Annotated in this window: 4 protein-coding genes; all 4 read right to left on the reverse strand. The window is 35.0% G+C overall.

Annotated features, from left to right (window positions below):
* A partial coding sequence (locus tag CVD18_RS11700; protein ID WP_199185073.1) for a choice-of-anchor L domain-containing protein occupies positions 1-5738 on the reverse strand: 5738 nt, incomplete at its 3' end.
* A 111-nt stretch (positions 5739-5849) separates the two neighbouring features.
* Positions 5850-6353, reverse strand: a complete 504-nt coding sequence (locus tag CVD18_RS11705; RefSeq protein WP_146052763.1) for a hypothetical protein — start codon at positions 6351-6353, stop codon at positions 5850-5852.
* 889 nt (positions 6354-7242) lie between these two features.
* On the reverse strand, positions 7243-10329 hold the full coding sequence (locus CVD18_RS11710; protein WP_103865631.1) for a sulfatase-like hydrolase/transferase: 3087 nt from the start codon (positions 10327-10329) through the stop codon (positions 7243-7245).
* 997 nt (positions 10330-11326) lie between these two features.
* Positions 11327-12103: a hypothetical protein gene (locus CVD18_RS11715; protein ID WP_103865632.1), complete on the reverse strand. Its 777-nt coding sequence runs from the start codon at positions 12101-12103 to the stop codon at positions 11327-11329.
* Positions 12104-12687 lie beyond the last annotated feature (584 nt).

Below are 12687 nucleotides of genomic sequence, written 5' to 3' on the forward strand. Positions count from 1 at the left end.
CTCCAAACTATTGTGCCTGCGGTGCCTTCGGTTAAATCGATCGTTGATCCCATACATACTGCCGTAGCGCCTGTAATTGCGGCTGCCGTAGGAAGATCGTTTACCGTTACTGTATGGACTGCAGAGGCAGTGGATGTACAGCCGTTTCCATCAGTCACAGTGTACGTAATATCAGTCGTTCCTGAACTTACTGGCGTTACTACTCCTGATCCGTCTATCGTAGCGACTGCCACATTAGACGAACTCCATACTACCGTGCCTGCGGTTCCTTCGGTTAAATCTATCGTTGCTCCCATACATACTGCAGTAGCGCCTGTAATCGCAGTGGCCGTTGGTAAGCTATTTATCGTTACTGTATGTACTGCAGAGGCAGTGGATGTACAGCCGTTTCCGTCGGTCACAGTGTACGTAATATCGGTCGTTCCTGCTGAGACTGGAGTTACTACTCCTGATCCATCTATCGTAGCGACTGCCAGATTAGAAGAACTCCATACTATCGTGCCTGCGGTACCTTCGGTTAAATCGATCGTTGATCCCATACAGACTGCCGTAGCGCCTGTAATTGCAGCGGCCGTTGGTAAGCTGTTTACTGTTACTGTATGGACTGCAGAGGCAGTTGATGTACAGCCATTTCCATCAGTCACGGTGTACGTAATATCGGTCGTTCCTGCACTTACTGGAGTTACTACTCCTGATCCATCAATCGTAGCGACTGCCAAGTTAGAAGAACTCCAAACTATTGTGCCTGCAGTACCTTCGGTTAAATCTATCGTTGCTCCTATACATACTGCTGTAGCGCCTGTAATTGCAGCGGCCGTTGGAAGGTCGTTTACGGTAAGAATTGCTGTATTTGAAGTTACAGTAGTACACACATATGTAGAACTTGAAACAATAACTCTGTATTCATTTCCATTATCTGCAATTAATCCATTTGTAATTGTCAACGTAGCTGTATTCGTTGTACTATGAATCCCTGTATCTATTAAATCTTCCCAAATAGTACCATTAAATAATTGCCATTGATAGGCATCTCCATCAGAGGTCGCTACGGTAAATGTGGTACCTCCTCCTGAACATATTGTTGCATTTATTGGTTGTGTCGTTATTGAAGGAGCTATTCCTGCTGTGGTTACATTAACATTTGTTCCTGTATATCCATCGCTTCCAGAAGTAACCACTCCATTTCCATCTACTGTAAGCCCAGATCCAAAAGTACCACTTCCTAAGTATCCATTGGTATCTCCATCGGTAAATCCTGCTTCAACAACATCATTACACCCATCATTATCACTATCTAATTCTAAGAAATTAAAATTAGTATCTGTATCACTATCAGCAACCGTATAATTCACGGTTCCACTACTTTCATTCCCTGATCCTTGAACTGTATCTGGAACACCGTCTCCACTTACTGCTCCTGATACAACACCATTTACATGAGCTTGATTATGACCAGCTTCAACAGCATCATAAATTCCATCATTATCACTATCTAAATCTAACCGATCTACAATAGTATCTCCATCGGTATCACGATCAAAGCACAATACAAAGGAATTTGCTTTGAAAACTAACCAAGAATCGTATAAATTATCACCATTATCGGCTACTCCGATTTTGATTGTATTGTTTCCTGCATTTAATACCGCAGAAAAAGTGATTGTTTCTGTAAAGCCATCTGCTTCAATATTGATTGCTGTAGAGACTGTTTCATTATCAACAAATGATCCGCTATCTACTGTATTATTTACTGTATCTATACTTAATTGAGCTCCTGACGGTGTTAATGCCAAATTGGTTCCATTTACAAAGATTTTTGGAGCATCATTTAATCCAGTGTTTACATAATCGTTATACTCTTCTGAAGCAAAAACGAATTGTCCTGTAATGATGGTTTCAGCTGGTACATTAATCACAATTTCTAAACTAGCCACATCAAATTCTGAAGAACCTCCTCCAAAATCAGGATCTGATCCTCCCCCTCCTGCTCCTGTTCCATTAGAACCATCTCCTAAGGCAAAAGGAGAAGAGAATTGATTTGATAGAACATCATCTAATTCAAGCACATTACCTGAAGAAAATATAATCCCTCTATCAAATCCAACAAAAGCGTTTAGAGCTCCTCCACTGCTTGTTATTTGATCACCATCATTGAATGTTCCTATTTGAGTTACTGCTCCAGTTCCCATATTAACAGTAGAAGAAACCAGGGTAAGGTCTGTATTTGGGACAAATAAAAGGTTTGCTAATGTATTTGCATTACTTTCTGCTGTTATCTCAAAAATAGAGTTGGTATCATCTACTAATTCTACTCCAAATGTTCCTCCTCCTAAATCACACTCATCTCTATCTAAAATTCCATCATTATCATCATCTAAATCTAATGTATCTATAATACCATCTGCATCTGAGTTTACAGTCAAAATTGCAGGCCCTGCAGGATCTATAATTTGTCCATCTGATACGGTATCATCTCCAAATACCCCATCTGTGAGTACATAAGACGCAGTAGCTACAGTTCTAGAACCAATGGTTGTTGTGCCTAATCCTGTTGTAAAGTTCTGAAATACATCTGTAGCTCCCCCTGGAGTGGTTGGCCCATATTTTCTATACTCAAATCCAGCAAGAGAATTTGTTATATGCCAATAATATGTTACAGTTACATCATCTCCTGGTGTTACACAATCTAACGTAAAGTCTACCAGACCATATGGATAATTATATGTTGTATCTCCTGTTGCTAATTCTGTTTCTAATACTGTACTAACACTAGAGATTTGTATACAAACCCCTGTAGTTTCTACAGTTACATATCCAGTACCATCAGCTATTGGTATTGACGCTACATTACCTTGTATAGAGTCTGGAATACCATCTCCGTTACCATCACCCCCATTGGGTCCTTCATCTTCAATAACTGCTATTACCCCGTCACCGTCCTCACAACCTGTAGCAATACCATTATCTGTAACTGCTGCTACAACTCCTGTGCTATAAGAAGCTGCTACCACTAATCCTCTTAAATTTACTGTACTGTCTATAACTCTCAAAGGTTCTGTTGCAACATTACCAGGATTATATACTCCTCCATCTGCACCATCTGCATTCCAATCATTATATGCTTCATTGGCATCACTACATCCATCACCATCACTATCTAAGGATTGAAAATTAGGTGTTCCAGCTGTAGTTGTTATCGTGTAATTAAGGATTCCTGACTCAACACTTGTTTCTATACCATCATACAAACCATTTGCACCAGACCCTGTAACGGCTCCTGTAATTCTTCCTGCTGTATTTGGTAATCCATGACCAGCTTCATCTGCATCATAAATACCATCATTATCACTATCTAAATCAAAAAAGTCTGGAATTCCATCTCCATCAGTATCAAATATTGCTTGGATCGCATCATCTGCATTCCCTACCAAATCATTGGTATCATCATCATCTAGGTACGCAAAAACATTGTCATTATCTACATCAGCATAGGGATCAGAAGGTGATTCATCTATATTAGGGATTCCATCATTATCAACATCTATATCTAATGGGTCTAAAACAAGGTCATTATCATCATTGAAGGCTGAAATTGCAGTAGGACATGAGAAACCATCATTACTAGTTGTAGGCACTGTAGAGTTTAAAAAAGATGCTGTGGGAGTTGGAGTATCATAATTATTAATCATATACATTCCTCCATCATTATAAGATACATATAGACGATCTTCTCCATCTGTAAATGCAGCTCCAAAATTAGTTGCTGTGGGAGTTCCCAGACCTGAGGTTTCTGTTTTTACTAGTGTGGTAACATCCCAACTAATCAACAAATCTGTATCAGTAACACCATATAATTTACCATTAATAAAAACTACATCATTGGTATTTTTTGAGGTTCCTCCTGTAAACGTCACAGTCACTACTGCTGGTGAACCTCCAACAGGAAGAGTCGATATGTTTTCTATTTTGTCATAATGCCTTCCTCTATTAATCCATAAATTATCACTAGCATCTACATCTCCTGATATTCCACCTGTGCTCATATTAATTAAAGCACCTAAATCCTGAAAAGCTCCATCTTCTCCTATACGAAGTAAATGATTATTGATTGGACTAGAACCTCCACCTTTACCAATGGCATATACATAATTATCTACTCTATTATATCCTGTGGCATTATATAATTGACTTACTGCAATTGGATCAGAATACTCTCCTGTTATAGGATTATAACTTCTTAACTCTCCGTTTATAACTTGAAAAAAGTTTTGCGGACAACTAAAAGGGGTGAGTGTACATGCTGTAGATACTACCACATTATTTAAGTAATCTGGATTAGGTGTTGTATACCCATCTACGGCACTTGTAACAACTCCATCTTTATCTACGGTTACCACAAAAGAGCCTAAAATCCCGTCACTACTATCATCTGTAAAACCCGCTTCTAATACATCACTACAAGTATCACCGTCACTATCTGTAGATTGAAAATTTGGAGCCCCTGAAGCATCTGTATTTGTTATAGTGTAATTAAGTACTCCTGATTCTGCAACTGTCTCTACACCATCAAATAAGCCATTGGCTCCAGATCCTGTATCCTGCCCTGTAATTCTACCGTTTGTATGTGGTAAACCATGTCCTGCTTCTACCACATCATAAATACCATCATTATCACTATCCAAATCAAAAAAATCGGGTACTCCATCTCCATCTGTATCAAAACTTGACTCTATTGCTCCATCTGCATTACCTGTTCCTGGAGCAGCGTCATTATCATCTAAATAAGCAAAAACCAGATCTGCATCTGCATCTGCAAAAGGATCTGAAGGGGATTCATCAATATTTGTTAATCCATCTCCGTCTAAATCTAAATCTAAAGGGTCTAGATTATTATCTCCATCCTGATCAATAGCCGAAGGAGCTAATGGGCATGAAAAACCATCATTACTGGTTGTTCCCGCTGTAGTATTTAAAAAATAAGCTGTTGGTGTTCCTGTTGTATAATCATTGATTAGATATAGTCCTCCATTATTATAAGATACATATAATCTATCTTGATCATCTGTAAATGCAGCTCCATAATTGGTAGATGTGGGAGTTGTAAGGCCAGAGACATCAGTTTTTGTCAAGGCTACAAGGTCCCATATAATCAAGTTTGCTGTATTACTTACTCCATATAGTTTACCATTAATAAATGCAACATCATTGGTGTTTTTTGATGAACCTCCTGTAAATGTAACAGTAACTACTACAGGAGATCCACCTATAGGAAGAGTTGATAGGTTTTCTATTTTATCATAGTGTTTCCCTCTATTAATCCATAAGTTATCACTATCATCCACATCTCCCGATATTCCTCCTGATCCCATATTAATCAAAGCACCTAGATCTGATATTGTTCCATCTACATCAATACGTATCAAATGCCCATTGATAGTACCAGCTTTTCCTATAGCATATACGTAATTATCTATTCTATTATAGCCCGCTGCATTGTATATATCTGAAGTATGAATTGGAGCCGAATATTCTGCTATTATAGGATCATAACTTCTTAATTCACCACTGATAACCTGATAAAAAGTAGAAGGGCAACTAAATTGGCTAAATCCAAAAAACCCTGATAACATTATTGTTATAAGGAGTATATATGACAAGTCTGCTTTACTTTTTTTAAGTTGTTTTTTTGCCTTAATTAAATCTTGTATTAAAAATATAAATTGGGGACGTATTTTCATATTTATTAGTTTTTGGGTGGTCAGACCTAGACTGATATAAGCACATATAAAACTGCCCATAATCACAATTGATCATATTGGCATCATTACAATAACTTATTGATAAACTATTTATACTAAAATTGTTTTATTCTTTGTTTGAAGTGATTCTAAAGAATCTATCTCTTCTTTTTCTTGAGAAATACATATTATAACAATCTCTTCTTCTTGCAGAACATTATCTTGCAGAGTAAATTTGTTATAATTCTGAAAAGAATCATGGGCAATAACGAACTTGTTACTTTTGTCAATAAGAATAGTTTTGATCTTTACAGTTATACTGGTTACAGAAACTGTATCACGTTGTACACTTTCTTGATCTATATAATTATTCTTATATATTTGGGTATGATAACTATCATCAAATAAAAGCCCCGAAGTAGTTTTTAAAAAAGAATATGCTATAAAAGAATACACTATCAGTAATAGCGTGAGCATTCCTATTAAAATCACAGTACGGTAATCAAGTGTCTTATTGATTTGCTTTTGAATAAAATTGGCATCAATATCATTACAGATATCGTTTGTAGAAGTAGATTCTGGTACATCTTTTGACGCAAAAAAATGAAACCTCATAATAGCTAATTTAAAATTAAGTTGATCGTTATTCAGACCCCTATATTGTTGGCTCGCCATAAGTCTTACAATTGAGGAGTTGTATTTCTGTTATTCTCTATTTTATGTTTTTAGTATTAACTATTCATAAAAACAGAGCTCTTTTTTATTTTTATGCTATCCTTCATAAAAACAATATGCTATATTAAGTTTTAAAAACCGCTAAACGTTTTTCAAAATAAAGCCTGCATAGATTACATATAAAAAATTCAAGCGATAAAAATATCGTTGTTTTTTTTGATGAGAAGGAAAAAATAGTACTTTCCATAAGCAATTTATTTCATTAGTTTAAGTTCATTAATCATATTATTTAAGGGGTATAAATAATATAGTTTCTAAACAGCAGTAGAAGCATTTTTTATTAAAAAGAAGTCTGCCTGAATATCACACTTGACATGGTGATGTATGAAATAAAATGTCTTGCGTAATTTTTTTTATAAGCAATACTTGTTTTTAAAAATCTAACTCTTTTTACATGTGTTTTTCAACATTATAAATTTATACATAAAACTTTGATTATAAATATCTTAAAACATCAAAATAATTATGGGTTAACCATAGTTTTAGACAAAAAGCATGATTTTCCCCATAAAAGCACCCTAAAATAATCTTCAATTATGGTTTATAAGTATAGTCATTACATTTATTGGTCATAAAATAATCTCCCCTTATTCTACTCATTAACTTTATTTTCACCACATACTTTCTATAAAAAAGTTCTTTTTAAACTTTTGAAACAGTACTAATAATATCAAATAGACTAGGTATAATTTCAAAAGTTAAAAGCCATAAAAAAAGAGATTACCTTATGGCAATCTCTTTTACTATTTATCTTTTTACTATATCTTATTTACATTTTGATTAATCGTTTTTGAACGGTTTTTTCATTTACACTAATTTTAATAAAATATTGTCCGCTTGGTAAATCTCTCGTTGGTATTTTTATTCTATCCATATTTTTATATGATTTAAAGAATAATGATTGCCCCAAATTATTAAAAACTTCAATATAAGTATCTTGATCCTTATTCTCTTTTATTGTGATATACACCTGATCATTAAAAGGATTAGGATACACTGAATAATGATCTTCTTTGATAATTATAGAGGTTGTCTCTTCTTGTATCACTATTTCTTTTTCTGGCGGCGTATTATTCTCACTAATCATATTTCTATTTACTTTGGCAGCAGCTGCACTACATCCATTTATTACTACATCATCAATATACACCCAATCAGAATTACCCGAGGCATCTGCTCTGAATCTAAGTTTTGTATTTGCTGTAAATGGGCCTAAGATTACAACCTGATCGTTATAGCGTTGGTTGTTTACAAACTCATCTGTAAGATTCCATTCTGCTACTGTAGTAAAATTAGCTCCTCCATCTGATGATATCTGCAACCAGAAATCTTCATTACTATTATCCATACTTCTGCAGTAATACGAGAAATTGATTGTTAACTCCTCATAACTTGTCATATCAAAGCTTGTTGTTGTCATCACAGATGTAGAAGTATTATCTTGTAATCTAATGCAATAAGAGCCTGAATTTGCATAAGCAGCATCATTACTATTTCTTCTTGCATCAGAGCCTCCATCTATCCATACGCCCCATCCTGATTCAAAATCTTCTGTATCAATCACTGTATAGGTACACTCTACAGGGTTTGGATCAACAATACATCCTGCAGTAAGAACTTGTGCAGGCGTCAATGCCGAGCTATATACAACAACCGCATCCATTTTTCCTGTATAGAAATTATCTGTTATTTGCCCAAAACTATCTTTCTTTTGCACACCTCCTATTCCTCCTGATCCTATATGAGTAGGAACAGAACTAGGCGCGCTAGTACTAGAAGATACGGCAACACCATCAATATATAATGTATGAGCGGTACTAGCTCCATTATAAACTACTGCAACATGATGCCATGCACTATCTGAAGGGAATGGAGCGCTTAAACTATCAAAAACGGTAGCACTGTTTCTTACCATTGATTCCAGATTCGTTCCATTCAGTCGTAGCACAACACCGCTGATTCCTCCTCCTTCTTCAAAAAGGTTTTGTACCCCTGATAGAGCCGTAGGTTTGATCCACATGGCTACACTTCTTGTTGTCATAGATGCAATCAAAAATGGTCCAGGGTTTTCACTGTACTGTATTTTGGTCGCTCCATCAAACACAAAAGAGCGATCTCCCTCTTTAAAATCAACTGTATCATAGGTAAGTGTACCCACAGTTGCTAGAGAATCATTACTATTGGTAGATGCATCATTAATATCTATTCCTGTATCAAAATTCCACAATGCCAAATATGATGTTGGTGCAACACATGATGTTACAGGAGTTGTTATACTTATAATTTCTGGCAATGGAACTGTAAGCCCACTACTTCTATAGGTTGGTAAAGGGGCTGCAATAGTTACCAAATAATTACGTAAATCTGTACTTAAATCATTGGCTATAGTGAGTGTTGCTGTATCAGGGCTACCTGATAACAAATTATTAGCTTCTCCAATATCTGTAATTAGGTCATACATTTCATAAGAAGCTGTCTCATAATTATGAATCAATTTATAATCTCCTTTTCTTATTATAGATACTGGTCTTTGATCCCGTTTTGAGTCAATCAAATATCCTGGGAAATGCCAATAAATCGCATCTCTACCCAAATTAGGGTTCGTACCATTGAGCATTGACCATTGACTCACCCCATCGATCGCATATCCTGCTGGCAATGTTCCTCCAGCTGCTTCTACCAAGGTAGGGTATAGATCAAATGCTACAACGGGAGTATTATTAATTGTTCCTGTATTTGCTAATAACCCTTCTGACCAAGCTATGGTAACAGATCGTACTCCTCCTTCATAATGCTCTCCTTTCATCCCTCGTAGTGGACCATTATCATCTGTACCAATAGCACCTCCATTATCAGAAATAAAATATACAAGTGTATTGGCTGATAGCATATGCCCTGGATTTCTTGGGTCTGGAGTTGTTTTTAGGTAATCGATCAATCTATTTATTGTTTGATCCATTCCTTCTGCTATTGCTGCTTGACTAACGTTGGTATGCCCCATTGTACTAGGATTAGTTGTATTTTTGGCTACATACTTTGCATACAAATCAGGTCTTGCATTGGCAGCTCCCCAAGGACCATGTATTGCATAGTTGCTAAAATGCATAAAAAATGGGGATGTATTATTTGTATTCATAAAATCAATAGCAGCATCTGCCATTGCATCTGTTACATGTTTTGCTGTCCCGTCTAAAGAAGCATCTCCTGCCAAATCCATTGATTCACTGAGTGTATAAGGTGAAGCATAGGCATCTAGTTCTGGCCCAATATTACCATGAAAAGTCCATACTCCTCCTGATTGTGATGCAAAATAACTACCTGGCGAACCAGGAGATCCTCCCCCGTAATTCATATCAAACCCTTGATCTGTAGGCGCATTGCTCATACTACCACCTGAATGATACTTTCCAAAATGTGCAGTGGTATACCCTGCTGTTTTCAGTACTTCTGCTACAGTAATAGCACTAGAAGGAATTTCATCTTGCCCGTTTGAAAGCCCTTGACTTGGCCCTACCAATAATGTAGAGCTCCCTCCACGATTTAATCCATTTACTGCAAATACATTATTATCTGGTCTCGATGCATATTGCCCGCTTAAAATTGCTGCTCGTGTTGGTGCGCAGTTTGCTCCATTTACATATGCCTGCGGAAAAGCAATACCTTGACTTGCTAATGAGTCTATTGCAGGTGTCTCATAAAAATCGCTAGGATTATTAAGGTTGGTTGCCCCTGTACTTACTTGTGACCATCCCATATCATCGGCAATAATAACCACAATATTAGGAGATTGTGCATACATCGAACTACTCATACAGATAGCGAGTAGTAGTACTAAAAAATTTGTTGTTGTTTTCATTTGTTAATTGTTTTTTGGGTCATCGTAGAGTTTATAAATTTCTATTTATAAAGTATTTATAGTACCTGCTCATCGCAGGTTTTGCAATTCTTATTCACCTTACTAACTAGATATAACGTAAACATTCATTGTATCAAATATTTGTTTTAGCCAGAAAGACTATATCTCTATAGGAGGTTTTGAGAAAAAATCAACTTTCTTTTAATTCTTATTTTGGATTGTGTTATTGGTCTATTAATTATATATCTGTAGTAGAAGTATCTTTTTTAGTACAACCATACTTCTACTACATAGAGGTCAAAATCATGATTCTACACTACCTAGAATAGGTCTTATAAAAAATAATTGTAGCAGTATCAATAAAAAAATAAATAGGGTCATAAGTAGTTTGTTTATAATTAACACCATTTCCAACTTAAATTCACTCAATAAAACCGCGCCTTTTTGTCTAATATTTCAAAATAAAACACAACCGTAGCCCTGCTATGCTTGAATTTTCTTTTTCATCTAAGCCAAAAATCCATCATTCTTCTTATGAGTAAATTTAAATTAGAACTGGTATAATAAGATCATTATACTCATGTATTTGGGAACATGAATACTTCTACAGTATGACAATGGTGTTTAAATAGAAATTTATATGAATTACTGAGTAAAAAATGTATTCATAACAAGGGGCGATAGTATGATACGCTCAATAAAACATGTTGAGAACAATACGCTTGTTAAGTTTTTCTTAACACTACAAAAATATGGATAATACTTTGATTTAAAATAGTTTAACCCATCAAAATAATTACGGAAAAACCATATTCAAACATTATTTTATTCTCTTATTATTCAACAACTTATTAAAAACCTAAACTTTTATTGGCAAATAAAAGCATATTGATGAGGATTTACTCAAAGCAACAATATTAGAGATTTTTCACTGAGAAGTAATTGAGTTCTTCACTCTTTGTTTTACAGTAAATTAACATTTACCATGATAATTCTATTATTTTTTCTTTTCTAGATCAAAGGCTCTAGCTTTACCATACCATACAGTATTGTTATCTAGATCCCAACGTATCTCAATATTCCTATACATAGTATTTTCTTTAGAATTACTACTTATATAATTAAGCACTTCTCCTCTTTTGTTTTTTAGAATTATGGTAGCCATATGGTCGCTACCTTGCCCAGGCATAGCAAAAGGCATTTGTTCTTGATAGAGTTCTAGTTGATACTTCTTATCAGGACTCCATTCTGTTTTCATCAAAGTTATATTCTCTAACGTACTGTCATAACAAGAACCAAATTCTTGTTTTCTTTGTATTTCTCCGTTTCTATACGAACTCCATTCTCCACAGGGGCAATCTGCAAACTCTCCTATTTGCTTATACTTAAAAACATTTTTTAATGTACCCTTGCTATATTTGTTTAGCGTTTTCACTAATAATAAAGAGTCGCAATCTTTACTATTACCCAACCATCTAACTTCGTTAGCAATAATACCTTTTATCTCTGTTCCTTGCTTATTAAATAATGTATCTGTTTCTATAGAAGTTGAGCACCCTTGTAATACACCTGTATATTTTATCGAGACGATATTTCCTTTCCAATAATTAACCGTTTTTTTAGTGGAATCAGTAAGATGATTTACAATTTTATGAATTCCGTTTATATCTGTTTTGTTTACTGCATCATGCCAATATATGGTATCTCTTGTTTGAGCAAAGCCCTCTGCAAAATATGAGATTAATAAAATGATTAATACACATTTAAATTTCATCCTTTTTTTGAGTCTTAAATTTTAATCCAGATGTATTCTCTAATTATTCTATAGTAAGGTTATTTAACCTAGTAACATCTATATTTTTCAAAGTTCCTTTTACGGTTTTTATATCTCCTTTGAGATCGTATGTTTTTCCTTTTACTGTTATCAAAACTCCAACTTCTTTTATCCCATTCTTTGATTGTTTATCATAAACCTGATACGTAGCGTCCTTATTTTTGAAGGTTAACTCCTCTTTGGTTTTATTAATAAGAAAACCATCATCTTCACTTATTGAGTTCAACGGGTAATTAAACTCAACTACTTTATCTTTTGTAAGCAAAATATAATTCAACTCAGTACCATAAAGAGTAAAGACTATTACTTTTTTACGATTCTTCTGCAACTCAAATGAAAAGAGTTTTACCGTCTCTTCTTCTTCTAGATCAATATATTTTTCGATAGTTTCTGACTCTGTATCACCATCCCATGTCCTTGTGGTAGTGGTAAGGTATGGTAGATTCATAGCATCTTCTTCTATCACTAAAACTGGTTTTGGAATCCCTTCTATCACTTTGAATGTTGAAAATTGATGCCAACAA

Source organism: Aquimarina sp. I32.4, assembly GCF_002924285.1.
GTDB lineage: Bacteria > Bacteroidota > Bacteroidia > Flavobacteriales > Flavobacteriaceae > Aquimarina.